Source organism: Paenibacillus woosongensis (genome assembly GCF_009725165.1).
In the GTDB taxonomy this organism is placed as follows: Bacteria; Bacillota; Bacilli; order Paenibacillales; family Paenibacillaceae; genus Fontibacillus; species Fontibacillus woosongensis.
Map to the genome: position 1 here is coordinate 984,368 of NZ_WNZW01000001.1, position 26,529 is coordinate 1,010,896.

26 protein-coding genes and 2 pseudogenes are annotated in these 26,529 nt (G+C 48.7%); 10 read left to right on the forward strand and 18 right to left on the reverse strand.

Annotated elements, in window-relative coordinates; all coding sequences use genetic code 11:
- Positions 1-6: 6 nt before the first annotated feature.
- The 5 genes from GNP95_RS04660 to GNP95_RS04680 all read right to left on the reverse strand — a co-directional run bounded on the left by GNP95_RS04660 (position 7) and on the right by GNP95_RS04680 (position 6,081).
- Positions 7-834 (reverse strand): carbohydrate ABC transporter permease, encoded by an 828-nt coding sequence (locus tag GNP95_RS04660; protein WP_155609680.1) that lies wholly within the window; start codon positions 832-834, stop codon positions 7-9.
- Complete coding sequence (locus GNP95_RS04665) at positions 831-1,715, reverse strand: carbohydrate ABC transporter permease (protein ID WP_155609681.1); 885 nt, start codon at positions 1,713-1,715, stop codon at positions 831-833. The genes GNP95_RS04660 and GNP95_RS04665 overlap by 4 nt, the downstream gene beginning before the upstream one ends.
- A gap of 81 nt (positions 1,716-1,796) precedes the next feature.
- Complete coding sequence (locus GNP95_RS04670) at positions 1,797-3,104, reverse strand: ABC transporter substrate-binding protein (RefSeq protein WP_155609682.1); 1,308 nt, start codon at positions 3,102-3,104, stop codon at positions 1,797-1,799.
- Between the two features lie 132 nt (positions 3,105-3,236).
- A complete protein-coding gene (locus GNP95_RS04675) occupies positions 3,237-4,295 on the reverse strand; it encodes a response regulator (RefSeq protein ID WP_155609683.1) in 1,059 nt (352 codons plus the stop codon).
- Positions 4,270-6,081, reverse strand: coding sequence for a sensor histidine kinase (locus GNP95_RS04680; RefSeq protein ID WP_230873654.1), 1,812 nt, complete (start codon positions 6,079-6,081; stop codon positions 4,270-4,272). The genes GNP95_RS04675 and GNP95_RS04680 overlap by 26 nt, the downstream gene beginning before the upstream one ends.
- Positions 6,082-6,217: 136 nt before the next feature.
- Here GNP95_RS04680 and GNP95_RS04685 point away from each other — a divergent pair.
- From GNP95_RS04685 to GNP95_RS04705, 6 genes and pseudogenes are all read left to right on the forward strand, one after another.
- A pseudogene (locus GNP95_RS04685) lies at positions 6,218-6,502 on the forward strand (endonuclease V); the annotation flags it as partial.
- Between the two features lie 132 nt (positions 6,503-6,634).
- The gene (locus GNP95_RS04690) at positions 6,635-7,549 is read left to right on the forward strand and encodes a helix-turn-helix transcriptional regulator (protein ID WP_155609684.1); all 915 of its coding nucleotides are present in this window, start codon (positions 6,635-6,637) and stop codon (positions 7,547-7,549) included.
- A complete protein-coding gene (locus GNP95_RS04695; RefSeq protein WP_155609685.1) occupies positions 7,546-8,376 on the forward strand; it encodes an NAD(P)H-binding protein in 831 nt (276 codons plus the stop codon). The genes GNP95_RS04690 and GNP95_RS04695 overlap by 4 nt, the downstream gene beginning before the upstream one ends.
- Before the next feature lie 24 nt (positions 8,377-8,400).
- Positions 8,401-8,946, forward strand: coding sequence for an ATP-binding cassette domain-containing protein (locus tag GNP95_RS26545; RefSeq protein ID WP_330163264.1), 546 nt, complete (start codon positions 8,401-8,403; stop codon positions 8,944-8,946).
- Between the two features lie 20 nt (positions 8,947-8,966).
- The gene (locus GNP95_RS26550) at positions 8,967-9,356 is read left to right on the forward strand and encodes an ATP-binding protein DrrA1-3 family domain-containing protein (protein ID WP_330163265.1); all 390 of its coding nucleotides are present in this window, start codon (positions 8,967-8,969) and stop codon (positions 9,354-9,356) included.
- Positions 9,353-10,162 carry an ABC transporter permease gene (locus GNP95_RS04705; protein WP_155609686.1) on the forward strand — a complete coding sequence of 270 codons (810 nt, stop codon included), beginning with the start codon at positions 9,353-9,355 and terminating at the stop codon, positions 10,160-10,162. The genes GNP95_RS26550 and GNP95_RS04705 overlap by 4 nt, the downstream gene beginning before the upstream one ends.
- A 65-nt stretch (positions 10,163-10,227) precedes the next feature.
- Here the strand turns inward: GNP95_RS04705 and GNP95_RS04710 are convergent, their stop codons facing one another.
- On the reverse strand, positions 10,228-11,517 hold the full coding sequence (locus GNP95_RS04710) for a tetratricopeptide repeat protein (RefSeq protein ID WP_196427062.1): 1,290 nt from the start codon (positions 11,515-11,517) through the stop codon (positions 10,228-10,230).
- Between the two features lie 189 nt (positions 11,518-11,706).
- Here GNP95_RS04710 and GNP95_RS04715 point away from each other — a divergent pair, with 189 nt between their 5' ends.
- Positions 11,707-12,153, forward strand: a complete 447-nt coding sequence (locus GNP95_RS04715) for a DUF4352 domain-containing protein (RefSeq protein WP_155609688.1) — start codon at positions 11,707-11,709, stop codon at positions 12,151-12,153.
- A gap of 116 nt (positions 12,154-12,269) precedes the next feature.
- Complete coding sequence (locus tag GNP95_RS04720) at positions 12,270-12,761, forward strand: pyridoxamine 5'-phosphate oxidase family protein (RefSeq protein ID WP_155609689.1); 492 nt, start codon at positions 12,270-12,272, stop codon at positions 12,759-12,761.
- Positions 12,762-12,930: 169 nt separating this feature from the next.
- Here the strand turns inward: GNP95_RS04720 and GNP95_RS04725 are convergent.
- From GNP95_RS04725 to GNP95_RS04745, 5 genes and pseudogenes are all read right to left on the reverse strand, one after another.
- Positions 12,931-13,170: pseudogene (locus GNP95_RS04725) on the reverse strand (DinB family protein); the annotation flags it as partial.
- A 106-nt stretch (positions 13,171-13,276) separates the two neighbouring features.
- The gene (locus GNP95_RS04730) at positions 13,277-14,248 is read right to left on the reverse strand and encodes a helix-turn-helix transcriptional regulator (protein ID WP_155609690.1); all 972 of its coding nucleotides are present in this window, start codon (positions 14,246-14,248) and stop codon (positions 13,277-13,279) included.
- 69 nt (positions 14,249-14,317) lie between these two features.
- Complete coding sequence (locus tag GNP95_RS04735; RefSeq protein ID WP_155609691.1) at positions 14,318-15,742, reverse strand: VanZ family protein; 1,425 nt, start codon at positions 15,740-15,742, stop codon at positions 14,318-14,320.
- A gap of 157 nt (positions 15,743-15,899) precedes the next feature.
- Positions 15,900-16,814, reverse strand: a complete 915-nt coding sequence (locus GNP95_RS04740) for an NADP-dependent oxidoreductase (RefSeq protein ID WP_155609692.1) — start codon at positions 16,812-16,814, stop codon at positions 15,900-15,902.
- Positions 16,815-16,858: 44 nt separating this feature from the next.
- Complete coding sequence (locus GNP95_RS04745) at positions 16,859-17,401, reverse strand: NADPH-dependent FMN reductase (RefSeq protein ID WP_155609693.1); 543 nt, start codon at positions 17,399-17,401, stop codon at positions 16,859-16,861.
- Between the two features lie 278 nt (positions 17,402-17,679).
- On the opposite strand from GNP95_RS04745, the gene GNP95_RS04750 reads away from it, so the two are divergent.
- Positions 17,680-18,561 (forward strand): LysR family transcriptional regulator, encoded by an 882-nt coding sequence (locus GNP95_RS04750; protein ID WP_155609694.1) that lies wholly within the window; start codon positions 17,680-17,682, stop codon positions 18,559-18,561.
- Positions 18,562-18,622: 61 nt separating this feature from the next.
- Here GNP95_RS04750 and GNP95_RS04755 read toward each other — a convergent pair whose 3' ends face one another.
- The 6 genes from GNP95_RS04755 to GNP95_RS04780 all read right to left on the reverse strand — a co-directional run bounded on the left by GNP95_RS04755 (position 18,623) and on the right by GNP95_RS04780 (position 24,783).
- On the reverse strand, positions 18,623-19,300 hold the full coding sequence (locus GNP95_RS04755) for a DUF1266 domain-containing protein (RefSeq protein WP_155609695.1): 678 nt from the start codon (positions 19,298-19,300) through the stop codon (positions 18,623-18,625).
- A 21-nt stretch (positions 19,301-19,321) separates the two neighbouring features.
- Entirely contained in the window at positions 19,322-20,635 is a 1,314-nt protein-coding gene (locus GNP95_RS04760) for a tetratricopeptide repeat protein (protein WP_155609696.1), read from the reverse strand.
- A 270-nt stretch (positions 20,636-20,905) separates the two neighbouring features.
- Positions 20,906-21,649, reverse strand: a complete 744-nt coding sequence (locus GNP95_RS04765; protein ID WP_155609697.1) for a spermidine synthase — start codon at positions 21,647-21,649, stop codon at positions 20,906-20,908.
- 36 nt (positions 21,650-21,685) lie between these two features.
- Positions 21,686-22,231 (reverse strand): RNA 2'-phosphotransferase, encoded by a 546-nt coding sequence (locus GNP95_RS04770; RefSeq protein WP_155609698.1) that lies wholly within the window; start codon positions 22,229-22,231, stop codon positions 21,686-21,688.
- 276 nt (positions 22,232-22,507) lie between these two features.
- Positions 22,508-23,377: a phosphosulfolactate synthase gene (comA, locus tag GNP95_RS04775; RefSeq protein WP_230873656.1), complete on the reverse strand. Its 870-nt coding sequence runs from the start codon at positions 23,375-23,377 to the stop codon at positions 22,508-22,510.
- Positions 23,378-23,487: 110 nt separating this feature from the next.
- Positions 23,488-24,783: an MFS transporter gene (locus GNP95_RS04780; RefSeq protein WP_155609699.1), complete on the reverse strand. Its 1,296-nt coding sequence runs from the start codon at positions 24,781-24,783 to the stop codon at positions 23,488-23,490.
- 186 nt (positions 24,784-24,969) lie between these two features.
- Here GNP95_RS04780 and GNP95_RS04785 point away from each other — a divergent pair, with 186 nt between their 5' ends.
- Positions 24,970-25,668 carry a 2-phosphosulfolactate phosphatase gene (locus GNP95_RS04785; protein ID WP_155609700.1) on the forward strand — a complete coding sequence of 233 codons (699 nt, stop codon included), beginning with the start codon at positions 24,970-24,972 and terminating at the stop codon, positions 25,666-25,668.
- An 80-nt stretch (positions 25,669-25,748) separates the two neighbouring features.
- Here GNP95_RS04785 and GNP95_RS04790 read toward each other — a convergent pair whose 3' ends face one another.
- On the reverse strand, positions 25,749-26,405 hold the full coding sequence (locus GNP95_RS04790; protein WP_155609701.1) for a YitT family protein: 657 nt from the start codon (positions 26,403-26,405) through the stop codon (positions 25,749-25,751).
- Between the last annotated feature and the right edge of the window lie 124 nt (positions 26,406-26,529).

The following is a 26,529-nucleotide window of genomic DNA, read 5'->3' on the forward strand; positions in this document are numbered from 1 at the left end:
GCCTGCCTACCCCTTAACCGCACCCTCCGTAATGCCTTCCATAATGAAGCGCTGGAAGATCGAATAAATAATGACGACCGGAATGGCCGTTAATACGAGCGCCGCGAGAATGAGCGACCACTCCTTGTTGTACTCGCCAAACAGCATGTTCGTGGACAGAATCAAAGTGTACCGGTTAACGTCAGTCAGCATTAGCAGCGGCAGCAGGAAGTCATTCCAAATCCAGAGGAAGTTCAGAATCCCGATCGTGACTGAAATCGGCAGCAGCAAAGGAAAGATGATGCGAAAATAAGTCTGAAAATCACCGCAGCCATCGATTCTAGCCGACTCCTCCAGCTCCTTCGGAATCGTCTTGACGAAGCCGTGATACAGGAACACCGCCATATTCACGCCAAGCCCGATGTAGATCAGGCCCAATCCGTAGGTCGTTCCTTGTACGGCCAAGCTCTTAGCCACTCTGGTCAGCGAAATCATGATGGAATGAAACGGCACGAGCATCGAAGCGATGAACAGGAAAAAAATGAAGTTGCTCAGCTTCCCTGGTGTACGCGACAGTTTATATCCGGCCAAGCCAGCCGCAAAAATAATGCCGCCAACTCCCATAATCGATACGATCACCGAGTTCTTCACGCTGTTGAGCAGATTGATTTGCTGAAATGCATACACATAGTTCTCAAAGTGAAGCTTCGTCGGCAGCGCCATGACAGAGCTGAACATTTCCCCCTGGGTCTTAAACGAGTTAATGACCGCCAGATAAATGGGGAAAAAGGAAACCGCGGCCAGCACGGCGAGCAGTAAAGTAACGAAATAAGAGGCTGCTGTTCGCTTTCTCATGATTCCACCTCTTTTCTCTTCATGACGCTAATTTGGATAAAGGTAAAGACGAGGATGAACAGGAACAGGATGATCGACTTTGCGCTGGCGTACCCGTACCTGAAGTTGTTGGAGAACGCCTCCTCGTATATGTTCAAGGTGATCACCTGCGTGCTGCGCCCCGGGCCGCCCCCGGTCAAGCCGTACACGACATCAAATACTTTGAACGCACCGTTCAACGTCAGGAACAAACAGATGGTCAAGGCGTGAGTGATCATAGGTAAGGTAACGCGCATAAAACGCTGGAACACATTCGCACCGTCAATAATGGCCGCCTCCTGCAAATGCTGGGGCACGCCCTGCAGTCCCGCCAGGTAAATAATCATCATGTACCCGACGCCGTTCCAGAGTGACACGATAATAATGGAGTAGAACGAAACATTCGGATCTCCGATCCATCCTTGATCGAGAAAAGTCAGGATCGTCTTCTCGGCGATTTGCGGCAGCACTTGCGTAAATACAAAGGACCACATAAACGCGCTGATGATCAGACTGATCATATTGGGCATAAAAAATATCGTTCTAAAAAATCCCTTCGATCTTCGTTTTGATTCAATCAGCACCGCAAGGAACAAAGCGAAGACGTTCTGCAATACGACCATGATTACCACGTATTTCAGCGTAAACCACAGGGAATGCATGAAGTCCGGATCATCGCGCAAAATTTCCACAAAGTTAGCAAGCCCTACAAAATCATAGGCACGGTTTAGCCCGTTCCAGTCGGTCAAGCTATAGAACATGCCGCCAAGCGTCGGAATGAGCAGGAAAATGCTATAGATTATAAATGCTGGCGCTAGAAAGGCAAAGAAAGACAGGTACTTCCGATAACCTTTAGAGAGCATGGTTACATCACCTCAGATGTTCGAGTATTGGTTAGTAGAAAGGCAGCGCCACAAACCCACGCCGCCCTTCTTTACCGGAACCTACTTGTTCACTTTATTGAAATCCTTCCAAGCCTTATCCAGTGCATTCAGCACGTCCTCCTGAGACATTTGCTTCGCGAAATAGCTTTGCAGCCCTTTACCGACCTCGTCCTTGACCGCCTGAGGAATCCGCGGGTCCTGATACGATTTGCCGGCCTTCACATATTCGGTAGCATCATTCACCCATGGATAGCTGTCAAACGTATGAACCGTTGCCAGCGGGTTGAATTTCAGGCTCTGGAAGAACGCATTGGAATCGTTCTCGTCTAGAATATAGTTGACCAGATCCAGCGCCACTTCCTTGTTCTTGCTGGTCGGCGATACGGCGAGCGAAGTAGAAGTACTCAGGTTAATCAGGGTTGCGTCAGGATTATCGTTGATTGGCAGCGGAGCAACCCCGAAATCAAGGTCTGGATTGGATTTCAGAATCGTCTCGGCATACCATGGGCCTTGAATCCACATCGCGCCTTTCCCTGCAGCGAAGGCGGCCGCGCCGTCGTCGCCGCTGACTTCCAGCGCCTTGTCCGTTCCGTTCGCATTTACCAGATCGATGATCTCGAACATCGACTTCATTTCGGAGAAAGAACCGTTATCACTGTACATTCTGTCGACGAAATCAGAATTATCGGTCTCCGTAAGGGCTCCTACGGCCAGCGGCAGGAACAGCTGGGGAATCCACGCTTCCTGGTAGGACAGCACAAATGGCGTGATGTTGTTCTCCTTCAGCTTCTCTACTACTGCTTTCATTTCAGTTAACGTCGCTGGAGGCGTCAGCCCCAGATCGGAGAAAATTTGTTTATTGTATAGGTAACCCCAGGATAACGTCTCCAGTGGTACCGCAACGACCTTGTCGTCATACGTAACGGAAGGCTTTACGCTGTCGAGCAATTTATCAACGAATGGCTGGCTGGACAAATCTTCGAGGTAACCCGCTTTATAGAACGTCGGCACCTCGTTAACAGCATGAAGGCTGAATACGTCCGGCGCATCATTCGAAGCCAGTCTCGTCTTTAGAATTTGCGGCGCATTATCCGCATTCGGCATTTCGAGTTGAACCTTAACATCGATATTTTTCTCTGCTTTCTGTTTGGCAATGAAGTCGGCAATGTACTTATCGTACTGTTCTTTGAAGCGAGGCTGGGCGATGAACACCTTCAGATTGACGGTCTGCGCCTTGCCCCCCGTATCTGTCTTGCCGGAATCACCGCTGTTCGCGCTTCCAGATGAAGAGCCGCCTCCCGATCCGCAGCCTGCCAGCAGGCCTACAACCAATATTGCGCTAAGCAGCAGTTTCCATTTGTTCTTCATGCTTTTGACCTCCCCAAGTCTGATGTTGGTTACGCTTACATTGTAAAATAACAAAGAAAGAGATTAATTCGACGAAATTAACCTCTTTCTTTGTACAATTTTGAACCTCGTTCTTGCCTTCTCAATATGAAACTAACGCTCTTTTCTCATTTCACCCGGTGCGACGCCATAATGCTTCTTGAACACGCGGTAGAAATAAGCGAGCTCCTCATAGCCGCAGCTTTCAGCAATGGCCTTGATCGGCAGCTTGCCTTCCAGCAGCAGCGCCTTCGACTTCTCCATCCGCAGCTGCAGGATGTAATCGGACAGATTTTGGTGGAACTCGTTCTTGAAGGCGCGGCTTAAATATTCTTTGCTGACGAAGAACGCGGACGCAATCTGTTCGAGCGTAATCGGCTCGCAGAAATTGGCCTCGACATAATGCTTGATTTCCGGCAGATTGAGCTTCCGCCGGTATTTCCGATGCTCCTCAAGCTGGCTCATCGCCAGCAAATACAGCTTCGTCACATCGCTTAGCAGGCGCCCATAGGATTGCAGCGCGGCTTCGTCGATCTCGAACCGGAAGCCCTCTACGGTCTGCGAGTTGGCGATCATCAGCTCCCGGAGCAGGACGATGAATTCCTGATAAATCCGGTCCTGCATTCTCGCCTGCTCCGCCTCCGCATTGCCGAGCTGCTGGAGCAGGTCCTGGAACGTATCCCGGATGCCAGAGACGTCCAGCCGATTGTAGTAAGACGTGAGCGCCGGCTTATATCCTTTGGCAATCTGCAGAAAGTCGATCTGCAGCGTAAATTGCTCGCGGTATATAACGCGGGAGGATTCCAGCTCATTTTTGCATTTTAACAGGGCGGCATTTAACTCCTTCGGGTCGATCGGCTTAAGAATGTAATCCTTGGCTTTGCAGCGAATCGCCTGCTTCAAATAGGTAAAGTCGTCATAACCGCTCACCACGATCACCTTCGTCTCCGGATATCGCTCATTCAATATGCCCAGCAGCTCCATCCCGTCCGCTCCCGGCATGCGCATATCCGTAATTACTAGTTGCGGAGAGCGATCCTCGATCAGGCGCAGCGCCTCCAAGCCGTCATCCGCCTCACCGACAATTTCCATGCCATACTCATCCCATGCCCCGTACCGCTTGATCATCTCGCGCGGCATTTTCTCATCATCCACGATTAACGTTCTGATCATAGGAGCTGTCACCCTCTTTCGTCATCGGAATTTGTATGCTCACTCTTGTGCCGACCCCAGGCTCGCTCTCTACGGATACGCCGTATTGCAGCCCGAAATGCATTTTGATGCGGGAAGCTACGTTGTTCATGCCGATGCGGTCTCCGCTTGTCCAGATTTGATCGGTCTCCCGGCGCAAGCTCGTTTGCAGTTCCTTTAGGGCCGCTGCGTTCATCCCCACCCCGTTATCTTCAACGAGAATGTTGACGCCCTGCTGATTTTGCTGCACCTGCAACTTGAGGCGCCAATCCCCCGGTTTCTTGTCAAGTCCATGCTGGAAGGCGTTCTCGACGATGGGCTGCAGCGTCAGCTTCGGAATCCGGCAGTTCAGGGTCTCGGGATCGCATTCTATTTCGTAGCTGATCCGTGGCGAGAAACGCTGCATCTGGATATGCATATAGTTATTCAGGTGGTCCAGCTCGGCCTGGATCGTTGCCAAATCATTCGGCCCGCGGACGACGTACCGGAACATATGGCTCAGCGAACGGATCAGCTCGTTGATCTCTTCAGGCTTGCTGGAGAAGGCGAGTCCGCCGATCAGCTGCAGTGTATTTTGCAGGAAGTGCGGGTTGATTTGTGATTGAAGCGCTTTCAATTGAGCGGTCTTTTTTTCCAGATTCATGCTGTATTCAGTCTTGATGTACTCTCGAAGCCGGTGGGACATATTATATAGCTTAAATTCCAGGAATCCCAGCTCATCGATCCGCTTGCTGACCGGCGGCTCCCGGTCTTGAATGATGCTGATGCCGCGCATCGACTTGGCCAGACTGACGATCGGCTTGGAGGTGCTCCAGGCTAAGATGACTGCGATCAGCAGCGACACTCCCGCTGAAATAATGCCCACAATCAACCCGTAATTGAGATTCGTCCTTGCGCTCTGATTAATATATTCGGCAGGGATAATCTTGACCAGCTTCAGGTTCCAGGGCTCCACTGTATTGTAGAAAATATAGCTGTCCTTTGTCTGGATATACCCCGGGCCGCTGTCCGTATTCCCCAGCTTCTTCAGCACATTCGCTATACGTTCCGGGGTTTCGTTCTGATTCGCCGGGTCTGGCATATACATGATTTGGCCGTCCCGGTCGGCGATAAATACGGAATAATTCGGCTCCGACCGCAGCAGCTCCAGAGCGCTGTCCATCATCTGCCATTTAACCTCCAGCAGGATGCTGCCCAGCAGTTCCTTGTTCTCGAACCGGTTCACGCTGCGGATGAGATTGAATTTCGACGGATCGCTCTCATTGCTCGTGATCATGAAGTTCATGCCGCTGGACGTCACTTCGCTCCACATGGCCGGCACCTCTGGGGGCGTGCTAATCTGCTTCTGCATGCTGTTGATCGTGAACAGCTTGTTCTTCTCCTTCAAGTACAGCTGGATTCCCAGCAGATGATTATTTCCCGAATAATAGACTGAGGTCATTGTATCAATGATGCTGCGCTGGGCGTTGAACTGATTGGACAAGGTCGAGCCGTCCATTTTATTAATATATTCATCCAGCGTATTGCTGATCAGAATCGTATAAATGAGATTATTGAGCTGAATGAATTTCTCTTCCAAATATCCGCCTGTCCAGGTAATTCGCGTGATGTTGGACTGGATCACTTCGCTTTCCATCGATTTTCTCGTATTCTCGGTAGACAGAACCGTCACGACGATGAGCGGAACAACGGATATCAGAATCATGATCAGGATCAGCTTGTTCCGGATGCTCCGCCGGAATGGAAGAATGAACCAACGATATAGCAAGGCATCCCCTCCTTGAGTGATTTTATTGTATCACTTTGGGGATAGGTGTCTAGATGAATTGTGTGAGTGTAAGGAAATGGCAGGTGTACGTGATTCGGTTATAATCAGTGTATAGATGAGTAGATGGAGGGCCGGTATGGAACCCAAAGTAAAGCATTCGTGGAAGCTGACGGAAGAGGAAGCCGTCCAATTGCAGCAGGAGCTGGCAAGGCAAGTGATAGCTGAGGATCATCTGGCTGACGTCCAATATGTCGCCGGAGTTGATGTGGCCTATAGCAAGCATAGCGACAAGCTAATCGCTGCCGTAGTGATTTGGGAGGCGGATTCCTTGAAAGTTGCAGAGTCCGTCGTCGTGGAAGACCACGTGCAATTCCCATATATCCCGGGGCTATTCTCGTTCAGGGGGCTGCCGCCGATGCTGGTGAACCAGGTGTTGAGCGGGGCTGGAAAATAAAAACCTCGTTTTTAATCCTGACAACTATGTTGTCAGGATTGTTAGTTTAGGATAAGAGACAGATCACCCACACTTTACTGACCGAGGGGGAGGATACGCATGAGACTGGATCGTTTGCTGGGAATCGCGCTGGAACTGATGGCCAAAAAAAGAATAACCGCTGCGGAACTCGCCGCCAAGTTCGAGGTTTCGATTCGGACCATCTACCGTGATATCGAACTGATCAATCAGGCTGGCATCCCGGTCGCTTCGTTTACCGGTGCGGACGGCGGGTTCGAGTTGATGAACGGATTTTTCCTGACGAGGCAGCACTTCTCGGTCGATGATTTGTCGGTGATCTATACGCTTTTGAAGGCGATGGAAAGAGCAATGGGAGGTGCCGTAGCACCCGCAATGCGGAAGCTGGCCAGCCTGAATCCGAATCTGGCGAACGAAGGAAGCCACGAAGCCGTCATCCTAAGCATCAGCACGTCGGACTATGAGAGGGATATTGTTCAGGAGCTTTACCGAGCTGTCCGGCAATCCCGCGTCGTCAGGCTGGCATACACAAGCACATCCGGCAAGGCAACCGAGCGCAGCGTGGAGCCTCTGAATCTCTTATGGGAAAAAGGCGTCTGGTACTTGGAAGGGTACTGTCGATCGCGGCAGTCGAAACGGTATTTTCGTGTGTCGCGAATCGCCTCGCTGGGCGTGTGCGGGGAAATATTCGTCCTACGGCAAATTCCAGACGAGTCGGAAGAGAGCGTAATTCAAGGGATTTGCGCCCATCTTCGCTTCGGCCTGGCGGTTCGCACCCGCGTATTCGAGCAATTCCCGGGTGAATGCACGTATCAGGGGGATTGGATCGATGTGCACACGACCTTTTACAAGAAAGAGTATGCGTTATCGGTCATTGCCAGCTACGGAACGAACGTCGAAATTGTATCGCCGGCTGAACTGCAGGACGACGTCATCGCCCATATTGATGCCATCTGCCAGCATTATGCGAGAAAACGAGGAGGACATGGAACATGACGATTTTGGTGACAGGAGCAACAGGAACGGTTGGACAACATGTAACGGAGCTGCTAGTGCAGCGGGGAAGTTCCGTAAGAGCGCTAACGCGTCATCCCGAACGGGCAAAAGCCAAGCTGCCGGAAGGCGTAGAAATCGCGGCGGGAGATCTGATGAAGCCGGAGACACTGAAGGAAGCGCTGCAAGGGATCGAGGCCATGTTCTTGATTATCTCCAGCGACGAACCCCATGCTCATCTCTACACGGACCCGCAAGTTATAGCGCTGGCGGAAGCTGCCGGCGTGAAGCGGGTTGTCGTACTGGTCGGCTATGAGGAAGGCATCGTAGAGGAAACGCTGCGAGCCAGCGGCATGCAATGGACGCTGATTAAGCCGGCGGAATTTATGGCCAACGTGCTGGCGGATTGGGGGGAGACCATCCGAACGGAAGGCGTCGTGCGGGAGTTCTACGGGGACGCGCTGAGCGCGCGGGTACACGAGGGCGATATTGCCGCCGTTGCTGTCGAGGCACTATTAGGCGGGGGGCATCACGGCCAAAGCTATCCGCTGACCGGACCCGAAGCGCTGACACGCCGGGAAGCGGTTCGCGCGATCGCTGCGGCGGCCGGCAAGGACATCCCCTTCATCGAACTGACCGAGGATGAAGCACGCCAGCAATGGCGGGATCAGGGCTACGACGAGGAGAACGTCGATTTTTTTGTCCAGATCGCCAAAAGTCCGCCAGAGGCTGGCTATACCGTGCTGCCGACGGTCGAGCAAGTACTTGGGCGGCCAGCCCGGACGTTTGCCGAGTGGGCAGACGAGCATAAGCGGATGTTTCTATCCTAAGGGGGATCAGAGGAGGGGTGAAAGATGGCCTACGCCATAGAAGCGCATGGCTTGCGCAAATCGTTCCAGACGCATGAGGCAGTACGTGGAGTGGACCTGGCGATTCGGCAAGGGGAGCTGTTCGCGCTCCTCGGTCCGAACGGCGCCGGCAAGACAACGACGATTCATATGCTGACCACACTGCTGCGCCCGGACGAGGGAACGGCAAGCATCTGTGGATACGACGTGGTGAAGGATGCCGCTGTCGTGCGCAGACATATCAGTGTCACGGGTCAGTATGCGGCGCTGGACGAGTTGCTTACCGGCTGGCAAAACCTGACCCTGTTCGCAGGGCTTCAGGGCTATTCTCGCAAGAATGCCTATGCGCTTACAGAAAAATTGCTCAAATCGTTCAATCTGGAGGATGCGGGCAGCCGAACGGTTGGAACATATTCCGGGGGCATGCGCCGACGGCTGGACCTTGCAGCCGCCATTCTCTCGGCGCCCCAGGTGATGTTCCTCGATGAGCCAACGACCGGGCTTGATCCCAGAGCCGGCGTGAGCTGTGGGCAGCGGTTCGCCATTTGGTGAAGAACGGGACAACTGTGCTATTGACGACTCAGTACCTGGAAGAAGCCGACCAATTGGCCGATCGCATCGGTTTCATCGCTCAAGGCAAGGTCATCGCCGTCGGCACGCCAGAGCAGTTAAAAGCGTCGATCGGCGGCAAGACGCTGACGATCCGACTGGCGGAGGGGACCGATTCAGCTGACATTTGTCATCTGCTCGCAAACGAACATGGGCTAACAGCCCATTCGGAAGAAGACGGACTGACTGTGAAAGCAGCGGTGCCGGAAGCCGCGCTGGCGCATGCGGTCATCGGCAACCTTATCAGTCAAGGGATAATGATTGACGACTTCGCCTTGAGCGAGCCGAACCTTGACGATGTGTACTTCGCGCTGACCCCAAATCGCGGAAATGGAAATGAGGTGGCAACATGAGTATTCCGCAGACGTATGAAGGGCGAAAGCCGCGGCGAAGTCCGAGCGGCCTGGCCGCAACTGCGCTATTTATACGAAGAACGCTGCATCATATGAGAAACAACGGCTTCGGTCTGGCCGTTGAGGCTGTCTTGTCGCCGATTGTCATGCTGCTCATCTTCACCTTCTTGTTCAGCGGGGCGATTGCCGGCTCTGTCAGCGGGTATATTCAGTATCTGCTGCCGGGCATCCTCGTGCTGACCGTTGTGCCGATGACGGTGTATAGCGGTACGACGTTATGCACGGATATCGCCAGAGGCGTCTATCATCGGTTCCGCACAATGCCGTTTTGGCAGCCCGCCGCCCTCTTCGGTTCGGTTATCGCCGATGGCTTGCGCTACTTGGCAGCAGTGCTCACTGTTCTGACCATGGGATTTGCGCTTGGCTTCCGGCCGGGCGGGGGTATCGGTGGCGCTGTGCTGGCGGGGATATATGTTTTATTTTTTGCCTATAGTGTAAGTTGGGTGTTTTCGCTCATAGGTAATGTAGCCAAGCAACCCGAGACAGTATCGGGCACAAGCATGATGCTTGTTTACCCCCTTCTATTCGCCAGCAACGTGCTCGTCGACACATCGACAATGCCCCGATGGCTGCAGGTAGCGGTCGATATGAACCCGATCAGCGCAGCCGTTGCTCTGACGCGCGGACTGTTTCACGGAACTGCAGACGCAGCCGACCTCGCGGCGGGCATCGGCGTCGGCCTGCTGCTGATCATGGTCTTCGTTCCGCTGACAATATACGTTTACTTAAAGAGGCAAGTCCGGTAGGAGATTCCCATTTTATCGAAAAACGATTCAAGGGAAACGGCGATGATCAAACTTAGTCCGCTTATTTAGTTTCCATAAATGAGCGAACTAAGTTTTTTTCTATTCATATGCCTATGATAAGCAAACGTCCCTTTTACGCCATCAATAAACAATATAATAAGCACTAAAGATAGTAGTATTAAAAAAAGAGGCCCATCTTCTAGTTCGATAAATAAAAATAGATATAAATTGGATAATACAAAGTATACCAACATCAATACCGCGCAAGTTCTGCTTTTTTTATATACACCGCACGTTAAAATCAATGGAACAATGATATTCAAATAATTATGCCATCCATACCAGAAGTTCAAATCCCAGAATACGAAAGCTTGAAAAAGCGTGAAGAGCACAAATAAAATTCCTCCTGCAACTCCTTTATCAACTTCAATAAATTTATCGCTTACGGAGCTTCCATAGATATTTGACACATCCTGACTCAAAAAACCGTGTTGCTGCAGATACCTACACTCTTTTTCCGCCTCGTGAAACCGCTGCTCCTCATACAAGATTTGCGCTATCAGCAAGCGAGCTTCGTACTCCTCTGGTTTCAGCTCAAGAACCTGCTGCAAACATGACATGGCCTCTGGCCTTTGGCCGAGCATGATGTAACATTTCGCCCGCAGAAGCTGTAAATCCGGGTCATCCCGGAACATTGCATGGGCCTCCTCCAGATCATCCCTGGCTGCGACCGGGTTCTCTTCCATAAGCAGGGTTTGAGCATCCTGCCTAAGCGTGAGATAGTGTTCGATATCGAAATCAAGCTGTCTGCCTTCAAAGCATGCATACCCTAACTCCTTAGTTCCCTGAATTTGCCTGAGGATAAAGGCTATTTCGTCCTGATCATAAATTTCAAATAAATACTCCTTCCGCTCCAGCAGTTGGAAGGATTGGTTCAAGATCTCCCACACCGCTCGCGGTAAATGTCGGCGATCTTCCAAAAACTTCAGAAGTTTGCATAGCCGTTCTCCCTGGTATTCCATGTTCCACATATAATCATTCGTCATCAACGCATTCCAATGCTCAGGGTTCATCCGGCGGGAAAAATCGTCGTACAACGCCTCCATCTGCTCAAAAAACATCTGAGCAGAATAATCTGATTCCCATGTATGCTGTATTACTACAGCTTCTCCATCCGTGTCATTTGTACCATATGTATCGTTCCATCCACTCTCTTCTATGTCGCAATAGGATTCCTCGTATTCGCAATAGGATTCCTCGTATTGAAGTACTCTGACCTGTTTCTTGGCCCATTCATAGGCTTCGCGAAGAAACTGGTAACCCTCGGGATCCTCTTCAGGATGATGAATCCGCAATTGTTTAGCGTACGCCTTCTTAATGACGGACTCGTCCTTTGTTGGACGGATCCCTAATATAGCCCAATAATTCATTGCTCCATCCACCCTTTCCTATCTCGGCGACTGCATTCTTATTATAATTTCATATATTTCCCTCCCCGTCCATATATGGTAAGGTATGACCTAGTACTATTGTCGGAGGAAATCATGAAGAAACTCAGTATTCTATGTTTACTATTTATTATGGTCGTCGCCGGTTGCAGTACCGACTCTTCATCATCAGAGGGAGCTGACGCGCCTATCCCCATTGAAGAAACGGTAACCGTAGGGGATATGGATATTACTGTCGAATCGTTTGTAGATCACAGGAAAGGGAATAGGAACCGAATTGTAACCGTAAACGTTAGTGCGAAAATAGCACATGACAACAATATCGAACTCCGGACCGAGTATTTCACTTTAGTGGATGCCGAAGGCACCCGCTATTATCCTGATCTGTCTAAAAGCCAAATCTTGAACCCGCCGCTATCCCCGGATCCGCACGGACAAATTCATTTCGAGCTCCCCCGGAATACACGTTCACTGGCCATTGCCATTACGAACAATCCTTTAAGCGCAAATGCCGAGTATTCGACGGTTACGTTAATGTACTGAGACAATAAATTGCATTATGTCATTCCCTTTGTAAGCCAGCGTGTACTACTTTTTTTCGGATTAGGGAAAGGTAACAGAACAGATCATAAAATATAGATTTTTGAAAGGGTGAAAACATGACGAATTCTGTTACCGACAATCAGGAAGCGATCAAAACCGTCCATGAATTAATCAAAGGGATCGAAACCGCGATGCTAACGACAGTCTCAGAAGAGGGACTTGTATCTCGGCCCATGAAAACCCAGGATGTCGAGTTTGACGGGACTCTTTGGTTCCTGACAAAAAAGGATAGCGGCAAATTCCACGAGCTGCTTCATAATCAACACGTAAACGTAGCCTATGTAGGAAAATCCTATGTCTCTATCCGCGGTAAAGCTGAATTAGTGGATGATCAGGAGAAATTGCAACAACTCTGGAATCCGATGTACGAGGAACTGCTTGAAGCCACTTCTGATGATCCTAATCTGGTTCTCATCAAGGTAAATGCGGAAACTGCGGAGTACTGGGATTCGGGCAATAAATTTAAAATGGTCAAATTCTTGTTCCGCAGAATGTTAGGCAAGAATACCGAGGGGACGGATATGAATCAGATTGTTAATTTGAGTTAAGGCCATATTATATTGGCGGGGTTCTCCGGCCGTCTGTAACGGCAGGTTTTCATAAATCGGCCACCATTTTGATGGCCTAAAATATGAAACTGCCCCGCCCATCTGACTATGGCTAAGCCGTTTGAGATGGCCACATCCGGCTAGTTGCGAAGTCACTCGCCTGCCAGGATTACTGCCGACTTTCCTGGCACTCCATCAAATAAAATAAATAATCCGTTGGAACTCCAGCATACCCTTGCTGCTTCAACATCGCGATCACATTGCCACGGTGATACGTCCCGTGATTGACCACATGATGCAGAATATCGGAGAAATGCGTATCGAGCCGGCCATACTTTGGATGCTCAATCGTCATCGCCTTGTCCGGATTCGGCGTACGCCGGAGCAAATCGCGGAACTGTTCGCATAGATACATTCACCCCTCCTTGATTCGTCATCATAAGACTGTCACTGCCGCAGCCGTATCTCTATCGTATACCGGGTTTGCTGACAACCGGTGTCAGTGAAGTTCAGGCTCAATCGGTATTGTTATCGTAATGTTTGGCGATTCCATACGCCATTTCCCGGATCATGCACTTCAGTTCAAGCGGTTCCCGAATCCGAATGGCCGTGCCAAACGTGATCAGATACATCGGAAGGTACTTGTTCATTGTCGGGACATCGAGCAGAAACCGGGCCTCTCGATCGCTCCGTTCGGTCAAATAGTGGCGCAAATGCCAGTGGGCGCAAACCGCATTCAATGCGTCGGACTCTCCCTCAATGCAAATGACCGTCAACGGTCCGTCCGCCTCCCGACTTCGCTCGGACTGGTCGCGGAGGTAAGTCGACGCGGAGAAATGCAGAGGCTGATCAAATCGCAATTCGGTCTCCTCCAGCCCCTCGATTCGATCTACACGGAACGTCCGAACCCCCTGAGAACGATGGCAGAAGGCGACAGCGTACCATTCATTCCGATCGTAAGCCAACCCATACGGATCAACCTTACGTTCGTATGTCTGCTCAGCATTTGCTTTACGATAGGCGATGCGGACCGTTCTTCCCTCCTTCGCCGCCTGCTCTAGATCCCTGAGCAACCGAATGACGGAAGGCGGACGCGCTGGAGCAATCACATCCAAGCCGCTTGTCTGACGGGACAAATCATGGCGCTGCTCCTCATGCAGCCCGCTCTCCACCTTCTTTAATGCGCTCTGTAACTCCTCCGTATATGGATAGCCTGCGCCTTGCGCAAATTTAAATGCGTCTACAAGCGCCTTCAGCTCTAAGGAATTGAAGAACAGTGGCGTCTCCTTAAAGCTGTCCAGAATGCGAATCCCGCCATCATGGCCTGATTCTGCGATTACCGGTACACCGCTGGCACATAATGCATCGATATATCGATACACGGTCCGTACGCTAATCTCCAAACTGTCCGCGATCTGCGCAGCGGTGAGCTTTCTACCGGAGCGCAGCATCCAGAGCATGGACAGCATGTTATCCCATTTTGCCATCGAAATTACCCTCTTTTCCTTCCTCAAATTAAGGGAACTAATTAGAAATCAGATCGAGTGACTGATAATTCATTTCACTGCCGGAATCAACGTGGACCAAGACGATTCATTCACCGTTCCTGTGAACCGGTAAACGGGTTGGTAATATCCTTTTGAATCATAGGTATAGATTAACTCATATTCATCAACATTCAGTTGGTCGCCATTTTTCAAGTCATTGTAAACATAAAAGTTCCCCTTGGCAACTTCCATATAGGCTTGAGCCGGACTAATAATTTCAATTTTGCGTACAAACTTGTTCTCTTGTATGGAGTAAAATAAGCTATGTGGAATTTGGTGTTCTCCGGAAGGTACAATCATTACCATTCCACTTGCATAATCGCTATTTCCTCGAGCGATGTCTGCGATGGATCGTTCAATATCCCAACGAAGCGTATCTTCATTTTGTGTGCTGAATACTGCATTTGGGGGTAATATGCCGCTCGAAAGCATCCAGCTTTCATAATACTCTCCATGCTTGGCCAATTCCTCCTGCTCCATCGGGCCGCTTCCATCACCTTCGGTTGATAGCCACCATCCGCCATCGTTGACAGCGTAATTAAACGTATATTCCTTTCCGTCATCGGCAAGAAGCATCCATATGCGGTTAAATCCATCCATGCGAACGCCGCCGACCTGCTGCAGGTCAAAAGTACGCTTCATCAACGCTGCCATCTCTTCCCCATATTTAAGATGATGAATGCGGCTGTTGGAATACAGAGATACCGGTTCGGCCCCGGTTGGTAAATCGGCGTTAAGCGTTACTTTAACATGACTCATGTCTTGCGCAATCGCCGGACGAATGGACAGGTTGCCAAGCTCTTTCATATGGTAGACAAGCAGAGCTCCGGAAAAAAGAAGTACGAATAATAGCGGTATACTGAGCGCCCTCCATACAGATTTGACCGCGATCTTTCGTCGTTCAGCGATGTCTAGGATTGCGCTCATCACGAAATATCCCGCCATACTTCCAAGTGTATTGTGTAAAATATCGTCCAGTTCAAAAATCCCCCTGCGGCTCAACATCTGAATACACTCAATGCCCAGCGTGATAAGAAGCGACAGAAGCAGAACGGGAACAAAGCGGCGCGTTGTTTTGCTTAGAAGCGGCAGCAGGAAACCGAGCGGAGCGAACATCAGCATGTTAAAAATAATCAACTGCCATTCCTGTAACGACCATTGATTCCATGCGTTCACATAACCGCTGAAAAGCTGGAAATTAAACCATCCCTCATAATTAGCGCCTCTGCTGAATGTCGTTAATACCATAACCACAACAAACCACGCCAGAATCAGGAAGACCGTGATAACCTGCCTGGCGGTTACCGTTCTTCTCCCGCCCCTCTTTCGATAGAAGGCATAGGATAAATACGATACCCCGATGAATACCAAAGCTATGATCAGCGCCGTCGGCAGAATCGGCAACAGTCTGTCAATGATTCCTTGTAAATCCATGAATAAACCCTCCTTTTTAGGACTTGGTATGAGGCTGACATTTCTATAACGAAATACAACACCATTTATTTCACCTATATCTTAAATTTGTAAGCGAAAAAAAGAGCCTCCGATTTAATCATCTGGTTAGGCTCCTAAACTAATAATGCCTCAAACTTTAGTCGAGGGTGAGGACGATCTTCCCGCGGCCGCGTCTTGTTTCGATAGCCCGGTGGGCATCGCCGACCCGATCCAGCGGGAAGGTCTCTCTGATATGGATGTGCAGCTTGCCTTTTGAATGTAATTCGACCAGTTCTGCAAGGCGGGCTGCGGAGCGTTCGCCGCGGACAACGCGGAGGCCCAGCTCCTTGATCAGGTCATAGGCGTAAAACGTGCATATCCGTTCCTTGTCCCGCACTAAGTCCACCGCAGCCCGAAGCCCCTCGCCTCCAGCAGTATCGAATGCGGCGTCGATGCCATCCGGCGCAATCGCGCGTACTCGCTCGGCCAGTCCTTCCTCATATGTCAGCGGGACAGCGCCCAACGAACGAAGGTAGTCGTGATTCCTCTCGCTGGCAGTACCAATGACGGTCTGGGCCCCCCACTCCTTCGCCAGCTGTACAGCAAAAGCACCCAGCGATCCAGCCGCGCCATTGATCAATACAGTATCGCCTGGCCCAACACCGATGGCTTTCAAGGCAATATACGCCCCTTGGCCATTGCCGGTCAGCCCCCCTGCCTCTTCCCAGGTCATACTCCGGGGCTTGCTTACGATTTGATTTATGCCCACAACCACGTATTCCGCGTAACAATTCATTAGTGCGAAGCCGAGCACCTCGCTGCCTATTTGAAAGCCCGTAACACCTTCACCCACTTGATCGATGATGCCCGCGAACTCATTGCCCGGAATTTGCGGAAGTTGAATGACGACGCCCTTCGGTGCCCAGCCGCTCCGCAGGCCGCAATCATAATGCTGTACCCCGGCCGTTTTTACCCGGATCCTGACTTGGCCTGGACCGGCCTGCGGGTCGGGAAACGACATAACCTCCATCACCTCGGGTCCGCCGACCGAACGAAATGCTGCTGCTTTCATAGTGTAACCCTCCCTTACTTATCCATATTTTAGAGCGCCATCAATTACCGTAATGTTTTTAAAGCGCGGCTCCATGCGATAAGCTGATCTAACATTTCGTTTATTTTACCTACGTGCAGTTCGGCAGGTTTAAATGTTTTGAAGCTCTCAAAATCCGTAAACAGCGAAAATGTTGGATGTGTGCGAACGTCCGCTACGAGTAATTCTCCTAAAATTCCGCGTAAATGTTCCGCTGCGCGGGCTCCGCCCGTTGAACCATAGCTAACGATGCCGGCCGCCTTATTGTTCCATTCGCTTCGTGCTGAATCCAGTGCATTTTTTAACACTCCGGTAATGCTGTGATTGTATTCCTGGACAATGAACACGAAACCGTCCAAGCTGGATAGCTTTTCAGACCATGCGATTAATCCAGGTTCTTCAGCAGCCCCTTCTCCAAAAAAGGGCAATCGAAAGTCCGCAATATCCACGATTTCATAATTCGCATCTCCATGCCTGTCAGCGATTTCTTTAACCCAGTTTCCTACTTGTGGACTTACGCGTCCTTGGCGTGTGCTTCCCAGAATAATACCGATGTTTAGCGGTTTCATATGAATTCCTCCCTGGTTGCTCGTTTCAAAGCATCTTCTCTCTGAACGGCAGGCTTGGCTCTCCGAACTGCATATAATAGAACAACAAAATACCCGCATGCAAAACCGCAAGAACCAAATATTGAGCGGTGAGCCTCCTCTCTGCCTTTTGCGGTATTTTTTTACGCAAAGCGTATTGCTTGCCTTACATGCTTTATTTTACAATTACTTAGAAATAAACAAAAATATATCTTTACACATATAAGTTATATACTCGGGTATATGGGAGGGAGATGCATATGGAGCTGCTGCAGTTGAGGTATTTTCGAACGGTGGCCCGAATGGAGCACATGACGAAGGCAGCGGAGGAGCTGTGCATCGCGCAGCCTGCGCTGAGCAAGACGATTTCAAGACTGGAGGAGAACGTTGGGGTTCCACTGTTCGACCGGCACGGAGGGCGGATTCGCCTGAATGCGTTCGGTAAAGCTTTTCTGGACAAAGTCGAGAAGGCCCTCGCCCTATTGGAAGAAGGAAAGAAAGAAGTGTCCGAACTGGCTGGACTTGAACAAGGGAGCATTCACCTCGCGACAACAACGCTGGACCGGTTATCAGATGCGCTAGGCGAATTTCTAGCGCTTCATCCGGAAGTCAACTTTCGGATTACACAGGCTTCAATGGAGGAAATGGCGCATTTGGTGGAGACAGGCGTGGTTGACATGTGCTTTACGCCGCTGCCAATCGATCGTCCTGACATTAGCACGGCATCTGTTTTGAAGGAAGATGTTTATTTGGCTGTCCCCCAAGGACACCGCTTTGCCGGGAGAAAGAGCATCCGCTTGAGTGAGCTGGCGGACGACCCGTTTATCGGGTACAAGGAAGGGTTTCCTGTTCAGAAAATGAACGATCTATTGTTTCAAGAAGCGGGGATCACTCCTAACTTCGTCTGCCGAGTAGATGAACCTGCCGGTATTGCAAGTCTTGTTCGCGCCGGGCTCGGCGTTGCACTTGTAGGAAATTGCGGCGGAGCAGGCTCCCCGCTGAACTTGCTGCAAATTGAGTTCCCCGTTTGCCAGCGCAATTTCCAAGTTGCATGGCACGAGAAACGGTATCTGTCCCTCGCTGCGCGCAAGTTCCGTGATTTTCTCGTTGGGTACTTTGATAAATCAGTGAAGGCGGGTTGATTCAACCGATAACGTTGATTTACTAAGAGAAAACCCGCCGCATTAGCGGCGGGTTTTCTAATTACGGCTGCAGAGGCTGATTCCAATGGATTTTACGATGTAGTAAGGTACCGTTAGCCCATAGAGTATACAGCCCTGAAACATCCACATACTGTTTGATCCCCGGCTTATTCGCATAAAAATAATATCCGCACAAATACGCCAGATAGAAATCCTCCCAGCTCTTGTAGGTCTTCTGCAGTATGGCTGCCGTCTCCAACTTGATGCTCCAAGCCTCTTCCTTCGACAAATAGCGCTTCACCAGTCCAATGCGGGTCAACATGATTGCCCAAGCCAAACCGTATGCCCTCACATCTCCAGATGGGATTTGATATAAACATTTGGCCACAACATCCCACTGGGCGTAGTTTTCCTCGTTATTCTCCTCCTTTAAGACTTCGAGATAACGTTGGCGGGCTGTTTTGCTGAGTGCTTGCAAGCGCATATGCTTGCTTTTGTATTCCGAATAGCTTCCATCCGCCATCAGCCAACTGATTTTTCGTTTTAAATCTTCTGCATTCGTGATATCACAATGCTTAAGGCTACCACGGAGTACACTTTTTCGAACAAGTCTTTCCACAAGTCCGAATTCATAGGTCACATAATAATTTTGTAGCGTGCCAAAAATACAACTACCCGAAAGACAGCGAAAATACAACTCTAACCTTTTCCGTTGCTTATATGTATATCGATTTTCCATTATAAATGTTCGCCTCCCTAGTCATGACAAAATCATCCTTATTGTTCTTATGGTCTTCCAAGCACTTCCGCACAAAACGATAAGCAATAATCCCAGAAATACCGGGGGCAGGTGAAAGATAAAATAAACAAGTCCAAATAAAAAAAGATAAAGCCAACTTAATCTAAGAAAGAGAATACAGGAAACAAAGAATATGTCTTTTTTTCTTTGCCTTCTATAATCATCGTAGTAGGGATTATGTTCCTGGGAAAAAAGATGCTTATTCCACATGCGCCTCAATAACAGGTTATATCGAAAGTGGTAAAATTCTTGCCAGATCGGCTCATTTTGTTTGGTCTGTTCCCAAACTTGCTCAATACCTCCCAACTCAATTGCGGAGTTTCCATGTACGCTTAATACATCCTGATCCAATCTCCCTTGCTCCCGTAAAAACTCACATTCCCGTATCGCCTCGTCAAACTGCTGCTGCTCATACAAGATTTGCGCCATTAGCAGACGAGCCTCATGCTCATCCGGCTTGAGGTCAAGAACTCGCTGCAAACATGACAAGGCCTCCGGCTTTTGTCCGATCGTTATGTAACATTTAGCACGCATGAGCTGCAAATCCGGATCATCCTGGAACATAGCATGAGCCTCTGCCAAATCATCCCTGGCTGCCACCGGGTTCCCCTCCATAAGCAGGGTTTGAGCATCCTGCCTGAGCGTGAGATAGTGCTCAATATCGAAATCAAGCTGCTTACCTTCAAAACATTCGTAACCTAATTCCGATGTCCCTTGAATTTGCCCTATGATAAAAGCTATTTCGTCCTCATCATAGAGGTCAAATAAATCTTCCTTCTGCTCCAACAATTGAAAGGATTGGTTCAAGACCTCCCATACCGCCCACGGTAAATGCCGGTGATCCTCTAGAAATTCCAGAAGTCTATATAATCGTTCCCCCTGGTACTCCATATCCCACATATAATCATTCGTCATCAACCATTTCCATTGCTCGGGATCAACCCGGCGCAGGAAATCGTCATACAGTTCCTCCATTTGTTCAAAAAACACCTGAGCCGGATGAAGTTTCAACTGGGACGATCCGGGATCGTCGGCTTGCCATGTTGAATGCTGCGTCACAGCAATTTCATCATATGGGTCGTCTAAATCGCAATAGTCTTCTTCAACTTGCAGCGCATTGGCTTGTTTTTTAGCCCATTCATACGCTTCCCTCAGGCGCTGGTAGCCCTCGGGATCCTCCTCCGGATGATGAACCTGCAATTGACTTGCGTAAGCTTTCTTAATAACGGACTCGTCCGTCGTAGGGTCAATCCCTAGTACAGTCCAATATGTCATTACTTCTCTCGGCCATCCTTTATTAATAATTATGTGTTGTCGTAAAAACTTTCCTAGCAGCTTTATATTTGCTTTACGCTTTTCAGGCTTTATGAGCGTTCGATTTCATAAACAGATTCCCCTCCTTATATTTCGGACATACAATCAATTAATGTTAATTCAACGCAAAAAAAGAGCCTAGGATTTAATCATCTTTCAAGGCTCTAAAGTTAATAATATTTTGTTGCATCATCTACAGTTGATACTTCATTACACCCAACATAATCGACACTAATTACGGTCATAAATAATATAACCCTGCTCTGCCTCGAACTCGCTAAATCCCGCCATATGCCGGGTCTGATACTGGATGTTTCGTTTGCTGCCCATCATAATCATATTGCGGAGATCCCTGTCCCCTTCAACGGGCAAGGCAAAACACTTCGTATAAGGAAACACTTCGCTAAGCGTGCTATGTATCGCATTCATCCATTGATCCTGCTCGCCCCTGCCCATGAGGTTCATGATTAGCGAACCGTGGTGCTCCAGCTTGCTAGCTGCCATGTGAAAGAACTCGCTGGATAGAAGATGGCCAGGCGTTCCCTTAGGTGAAAATGCATCCAGGATTACATAATCATAGACATGTGGTGGTTCGTTCTCCAACAGTTCTCGACCATCGCCTACCCTCACATCATCTTTGGAATACCCAAACCACTCCCGGCTAATATCTACGACCGCTTGATCTAACTCGGCTACATCAAACGTTTTGTCCGCAAAGTGTCTAGAGAGTGTGCCAATCCCATGTCCAATCAGAAATACGCGTTCAAATGAGGGTTGGTTATATTCCATCAGATGACAGATTGCCCGGGGGTATTCCAGCACAACACGCTCCGGATTAGCCATATCCATGGCCCCTTGTACCGCCTCATCTGAAAACTGCAGCACGCGAAAAGACCCCTTTTCCCCATCCAGTTCCACAGCTTCATATACGGCAACCTCATGACCTTGGCTGAAGGTCTTATATAACAATTTCAAGCGAACTGATTCCCTTCCATGTTGAATTGACAGATATTACTTAACGATGTATTCCCACGGTACATGTTCACATAGCCATACCTGATTTTCCGACCGGTAAAAAATAAATCCATCCCGATGCATAGCTCCTGCCCGAACTTTCAGAACAACCGGCTTGCCATGACGGCCGCCCACGCGGGTGGCTGTCTCCCTCTCTGCGGTGAGATGTACATGCTGACGGGATTGCTTCGTAATTCCCTGCATGCGAATACTGTCAACGGATTGCGCTGCGGTACCATGATATAAATATTCTGGTGGAGCCTCTACTTTAAGCTCTACATCTACAGCAATGGAGTGGCCTTGATTGGCGCGAATTTTGCTGTGGTCTTCATTAAAGCTATAACGCTGTTTGTTATTCTCTCGCACAATCCGCTCCAGGATATCCATATCAACGACACGCCCTGCACGGTGGAGGCCTGCAAGCAGCTCCTTGACATCCGCCCAGCCGTTCGCATCAAGCTTGATCCCCACCGCTCCGGGATTATGACGCAGGATCAGGCTCAGGAAACGACCCAGCTCAACATCTTGTTTACCTTGTCTCATATCCATACCCTCCTTTCCTTTTTTCTTTCCCGTTCTCTAACCGTTCATCTAATGAGCGAGGTCCCAAGGATGTTACTAAAACCTCAACAACATAAAATATCATCCCTGGGATAATGATAGTAAAGATCCCCCAACTTTCCAAGTAAACAAGGAAGACCTGACCCGTATTATCTATCTCAGTTAATCATCAAGGAAATTTCAACCAAAATTAAAAGCTTATTCCCTCTCGTTTCTGAAATGGAATAAGCTTTTCTTGTTGCTATAAAACATCCAGGGTTAAATCACATAAAAATATTCCTTTTCCTTTTCTTTTTTCGTTCTGATCCCAAAGGTAAAGGTATCCTGGCGGAGTCCTCGCCGCAGCGTTTCAAGAGAAAGAATATCGCCTGGAAAGATATTACCTAAATTCGCGTTAGGGCCGAATTTGTTCAGAAACAGCACCTGCTGACTCTTTAAAGGCGCTTCCCATATCAATTTATCCGTATCCGTTACAAACTTCAGCACATCATCCAGAAGATTTAACCGGCAATCACCATGTTCATCGAAAACGCCGACCCCCATGCCTGATTCACGAGCTTCAATCGTTAACAGCTCTGCTCCTGCCTTCAGATCTTCCTCAAGCGTATCGGCCAGCACGGCTGCATCTATAAGCGATCCCGACATTTTTTTCCCATATTCCGTAAAGACCTTCAAGCCATGCCTTTTGCCTTCTTGGATCAATTCCGTACGTTTATTGCGGGAGAGTTCAATCGTACCATCCGATACTTCAACACCATTAAAACCGAGATTGCATATCGTGTTGAAGAAATCCGGAACTACGTCCTGCTGTACGGCCGTCTCCAATAACGTGCCGCCCGGCATAACCGTGACCCTATGCAGTTTAGCCAAGTTGATCTTATAGAGCAGCAGTTCAGTATTATAGAGCGGGGCCGTTCCAAATCCAAATTTTACACAATCGATATAGTTTGAACCTGTCTCCATCAGATCCATAAATGAGTTTCTGCCAAGACCCTTATCGATAACCATCGTATGTCCTCGACTAGTGACATGGTTTGTTTCGTTCGTACTATCAAGTACAGATGGCTTACGACCTCCGCACGGGTCACTTAATTCTTTTGGCCAAATTTCATGTAAGGAACTTTTCATCTGGATTCTCCTCAATTCTTTTTGACTTGTCGCTTCATTCCAATGACATAGGCATCATATGCTGATTTTTCATGGCATGTGCCCATAGCTTTGAAATTTATAAGAGCTATTTAGTCAATTTGAGGAGGGGGTTTGATTAGAAAAAATACAAAACAAAGGGTTCCAAGCGATAGTATGGAAACCGTTATAAAAACCAGGCTATCGGACTTATCCATCATCCAGCCGAATAATGGGGGGCCCGCCGCCACTCCCAAAAATCGCAAGCTGTTATATAGGGACGTAATCATCCCCCGTTCACTTTTCTGAATCGCACCGGTGATCATCGTATTTAAGCAGGGGAGGAGCAGGCCGGTTCCAATGCTGCTAACCGTTAGCAACCCGATAAATACATATATATTTTTTAAAAAGAACAAGGTGGCAGCAAGAGAAAGCGTCATGGCAACCAATCCGATATTCATAAGCCATCGCATTAATTTGCCATTTTTTTTAATCAGGCTTCCCGTGGTATATGAAGTAATGACCATACCTAATAAGGGAATGGCCAGTACCAAACCTTTCATGACTCCATCAATATTATAAGGCTTCTCCTCAAGAATGTTGGACAAATAAAAAAGCACTCCAAATAATATGAAAAGTCCTAACGAGCCTGCGAAGAATGCAGTGATGAGCCATTTCCCTTTTTCCCTGAATATTTGTCCAATTTTTTTAATGTATTTCGATAATTCGTTCTTTTCGTTCTGTTTCGGTTCTTTGATCAGAAAGATCACTGCTAACAGGGACAAAGCGCAAAATACAGGAAAGGCGAAAAATGAGGCGTACCAGACGATCAAAACAAGCAGGGAACCGATGATCGGACTAAGAACTTTTCCCGTCCCGTTGGATGCCTCGATCAAGCCAAGTGCCTTTCTCTCCGTCCCCCCATCGTATAAATCGCCTACGAGCGCCATAGCAATCGGTGCCGTTCCTGCCGCAGCAAGACCCTGAATCGCTCTGGCGGCAATAATAACCGCGTAGGAGTCCCAGATGGCACCAAACCCGGCCAAGATTCCGGCTCCCCCATAAATGATCAGGGCGGGCACAATAATGACCTTTCGGCCAAAACGATCGGACAGATAGCCGATCACCGGAATGAAAACTCCTGCAGCCAAAGAAAAAATAGATATGATTAAACTGCTCTGGAATTTACTGATTCCAAGCTCTCTTTGCATTACGGGGAGAACCGGTACCAGCATGGAATTGCCGAAGACGAGCACGATAGGGATCGTGGCAAGAGCAATAAACTCCCAGATGCGTCCTTTTGAGCCGTTATCTGATTTTGTCGACGTGTCCTTTGATTTCGTAGGTTCCGCAAGTTCTATGTCGCTCTGGAAGCTTATATTCAGCTTTCGCGATTTTGTTTTTTCCATTTGTGATAGCTCCCCTGACCTGGATTGTTCGGTTATTATTTGCATATAGCAAAATAAGTATTCTTCTTATGAGCTTAGAAACGGATATACTTAAAATTTCTTATGTACCGGGGAGAAGCACCACTTTCAATTAGGCCAATATACTGTTATAAAACCTCGCATTATGCTGGCTGAAAGGGATGTTAAATGACTATAAAGATTATACAGGGGCACAACCATACACTCGGAGCTTCAAGAATTAATGTCATCATTGATGTCATCCGAGCTTTTACTGTAGCGCATTATGCTTTTATTAAGGGGGTACAGGGAATCATTCTGGCGGGAACTTTAGATGATGCTTTTCGTTTAAAAAGGCAATTCCCGGAGTTTATTTTAGCGGGAGAGATCCAGGGTCTTCCGATTGCGGGGTTTGATCTGGATAATTCGCCCGTACGTTTGCAAAATGCAGATCTAAGGGGGAAATTCCTCATTCAGAAGACAACCAACGGAGTAAAAGCAACCTTAAACTCATTAAATGCAGACCATATATTTGTTACGGGTTTCACTAATGCAAGGACGACAGCGGAGTTTATACGGAATAAATTATTGAGAGAAGACACCGCCATATCCATTCATTTAATTGCTTCACACCCATCCGGGGATGATGACCTGGCATGCGCGCAATATGTATCGGGGATCTTACAGAATTCGAACCGTATATCGGCTGATGAAACGATCGAGCGAATTCGAAAGTCCGAAGCGGCCAAGAAATTTTACGACCCCGCGAAACCGGACTTCTTACAGGAGGACATTGCGCTTTGCACCCGAGAGCTGTCCGCTGAATTTGTTATGAAAGTGAATTATAAGGACGATCTTCCGCTTATTGAGAAGGTACAGGTGCAGTAATTAAATCATGAATGAACTTGAAAAACCAGCCGACTTGAAGGCTGGTTTTCTTGTCTTCCGAATAGTCCATACGGAGGGAATCACTTTTTACGCCAGGCAGGATAAAAAACCGATTTCAAACCGGGGAACTGATGGAACCAGTTGATAATCCGGGTAGACAGCCACTGGCACACAACGGCAAGAATAATAATTTTCCAATCAATGACATATGCAGTGAGGGCAAATATAAATCCGTTCATCCAGAACAACGAAGTGCCGGGATTGATTCTTTTGTATTTGTAGATCGCCAAAGCTACATAACCGATTCCTCCGTTGGATACCCGCTGCTTGATTAAGATAGCGATGGCGGTTCCGAGAATGACCGAATCGAACAACAAATCGATCCATACATTCGAAAAAGGAGGATCAACGAACACCTCGAAGAAATTGACGGATACGGACGTTACCGTGATGACAAACACGGTTCCAAACGCGCTGATCCTGCCCAAATAATTGACCGTGAACACAAGAAAAATAGTATTAGCAAACCATAACCCGAAGCCCATGGGCAAACCGAACGCATGATTCAAAAGAACAGCGATTCCTGCCCCTCCACCGGAGGGAATGGCATGAGGAAACAGAAACATAGCCATAGCGAAACCCTGCATGACAGAGCCGACGGTGATCAGGGAAAATTTCTTAATAACACGGCGATAGAAGAGTGTCTTATTTCGATTGGGGATGAGCGGCAAGTTCATATAGAATCAATCATCCTTCATGGATTGGAGTGACAAGCCAGTCCTGTTTTCTTATTGTATGCTTGTCACTGAAAGGGGAGACCGAGAAATCGTTAAAAAGAACGATGTCTTCAATTGAAAATGA

What these genes read in the sequence shown, in the direction of transcription:
- GNP95_RS04675 (WP_155609683.1), bottom strand. Translation starts at nt 4,295, where the DNA reads ATGATCAGAACGTTAATCGTGGATGATGAGAAAATGCCGCGCGAGATG.
- GNP95_RS04770 (WP_155609698.1), bottom strand. Translation starts at nt 22,231, where the DNA reads ATGAGACAAGGTAAACAAGATGTTGAGCTGGGTCGTTTCCTGAGCCTG.
- GNP95_RS04785 (WP_155609700.1), top strand. Translation starts at nt 24,970, where the DNA reads ATGACTATAAAGATTATACAGGGGCACAACCATACACTCGGAGCTTCA.
- GNP95_RS04695 (WP_155609685.1), top strand. Translation starts at nt 7,546, where the DNA reads ATGACGATTTTGGTGACAGGAGCAACAGGAACGGTTGGACAACATGTA.
- GNP95_RS04735 (WP_155609691.1), bottom strand. Translation starts at nt 15,742, where the DNA reads ATGGATTTACAAGGAATCATTGACAGACTGTTGCCGATTCTGCCGACG.
- GNP95_RS04740 (WP_155609692.1), bottom strand. Translation starts at nt 16,814, where the DNA reads ATGAAAGCAGCAGCATTTCGTTCGGTCGGCGGACCCGAGGTGATGGAG.
- GNP95_RS04730 (WP_155609690.1), bottom strand. Translation starts at nt 14,248, where the DNA reads ATGGCAAAATGGGATAACATGCTGTCCATGCTCTGGATGCTGCGCTCC.
- comA (WP_230873656.1), bottom strand. Translation starts at nt 23,377, where the DNA reads ATGAAAAGTTCCTTACATGAAATTTGGCCAAAAGAATTAAGTGACCCG.
- GNP95_RS04705 (WP_155609686.1), top strand. Translation starts at nt 9,353, where the DNA reads ATGAGTATTCCGCAGACGTATGAAGGGCGAAAGCCGCGGCGAAGTCCG.
- GNP95_RS04665 (WP_155609681.1), bottom strand. Translation starts at nt 1,715, where the DNA reads ATGCTCTCTAAAGGTTATCGGAAGTACCTGTCTTTCTTTGCCTTTCTA.
- GNP95_RS26545 (WP_330163264.1), top strand. Translation starts at nt 8,401, where the DNA reads ATGGCCTACGCCATAGAAGCGCATGGCTTGCGCAAATCGTTCCAGACG.
- GNP95_RS04660 (WP_155609680.1), bottom strand. Translation starts at nt 834, where the DNA reads ATGAGAAAGCGAACAGCAGCCTCTTATTTCGTTACTTTACTGCTCGCC.
- GNP95_RS04715 (WP_155609688.1), top strand. Translation starts at nt 11,707, where the DNA reads ATGAAGAAACTCAGTATTCTATGTTTACTATTTATTATGGTCGTCGCC.
- GNP95_RS04690 (WP_155609684.1), top strand. Translation starts at nt 6,635, where the DNA reads ATGAGACTGGATCGTTTGCTGGGAATCGCGCTGGAACTGATGGCCAAA.
- GNP95_RS04790 (WP_155609701.1), bottom strand. Translation starts at nt 26,405, where the DNA reads ATGAACTTGCCGCTCATCCCCAATCGAAATAAGACACTCTTCTATCGC.
- GNP95_RS04760 (WP_155609696.1), bottom strand. Translation starts at nt 20,635, where the DNA reads ATGACATATTGGACTGTACTAGGGATTGACCCTACGACGGACGAGTCC.
- GNP95_RS04750 (WP_155609694.1), top strand. Translation starts at nt 17,680, where the DNA reads ATGGAGCTGCTGCAGTTGAGGTATTTTCGAACGGTGGCCCGAATGGAG.
- GNP95_RS04755 (WP_155609695.1), bottom strand. Translation starts at nt 19,300, where the DNA reads ATGGAAAATCGATATACATATAAGCAACGGAAAAGGTTAGAGTTGTAT.
- GNP95_RS04780 (WP_155609699.1), bottom strand. Translation starts at nt 24,783, where the DNA reads ATGGAAAAAACAAAATCGCGAAAGCTGAATATAAGCTTCCAGAGCGAC.
- GNP95_RS04670 (WP_155609682.1), bottom strand. Translation starts at nt 3,104, where the DNA reads ATGAAGAACAAATGGAAACTGCTGCTTAGCGCAATATTGGTTGTAGGC.
- GNP95_RS04720 (WP_155609689.1), top strand. Translation starts at nt 12,270, where the DNA reads ATGACGAATTCTGTTACCGACAATCAGGAAGCGATCAAAACCGTCCAT.
- GNP95_RS04745 (WP_155609693.1), bottom strand. Translation starts at nt 17,401, where the DNA reads ATGAAACCGCTAAACATCGGTATTATTCTGGGAAGCACACGCCAAGGA.